2 pseudogenes are annotated in these 654 nt (G+C 48.5%); both read right to left on the reverse strand.

The features are described from left to right. Positions 1–242 (reverse strand): annotated as a pseudogene (locus HW443_RS13140) (hypothetical protein); the annotation flags it as partial. A gap of 45 nt (positions 243–287) precedes the next feature. Then, a pseudogene (locus tag HW443_RS13145) lies at positions 288–654 on the reverse strand (hypothetical protein); the annotation flags it as partial.

The following is a 654-nucleotide window of genomic DNA, read 5'->3' on the forward strand; positions in this document are numbered from 1 at the left end:
ACCATCATGCGGATTTCCTCGAGTGCATCTTTGAGCGTGACTTCATTCCCCTCATGGTCGACTATAGCACCATAGTGACGGCTATAAAGCTCAAGACACTTACCAATGAGTATTATGTTGACATCCGCTGGGGAAAGCGGCTCGTTCCCATACCGACCTTCTTCAATAGCTTTGATTTCCTCTCGCGCCTTGCGCCGGATTTCCTGGCGGATGCCTGCCCAGGAGCGTTTTTGTGTCTCCACGCCCTCTGGTCGTTGGCGGCATATGTGGATCGGATCATAGGATATTTATCTCTTGTCCAACAGATGAAGAGACGATTCAGATTCGCCATGAATGGGATATACGGATTCGATAGCATAACCAGCATTGCAAACGGCTCTCAGCAGTGCTTCCCAGGCACTTCCTTCTGCGTGGTGAAAGGTGAAGGCCAGAAGTCCGTCATCCTTCAGAACTCTATTGCATTGCTGGAAGACCTGAGTCAAACCCTCCTCAAAATCTTGAGATGTTTTGCCCCGGGTAGGATTTTCAATAATTTCTTCCGCTTTGGGGGTAAGCTCCGGTGCAAATTCTTTATAGTTTTCAACGAGCAGTAGGCGAAGCCAGACGTAAAAGAAATCGGATAGTTCAGAGTAGTTTACGTTCCCCGCATAAGGA

Source organism: Candidatus Hakubella thermalkaliphila (assembly GCF_013281975.1).
GTDB classification, from domain to species: domain Bacteria; phylum Actinomycetota; class Humimicrobiia; order Hakubellales; family Hakubellaceae; genus Hakubella; species Hakubella thermalkaliphila.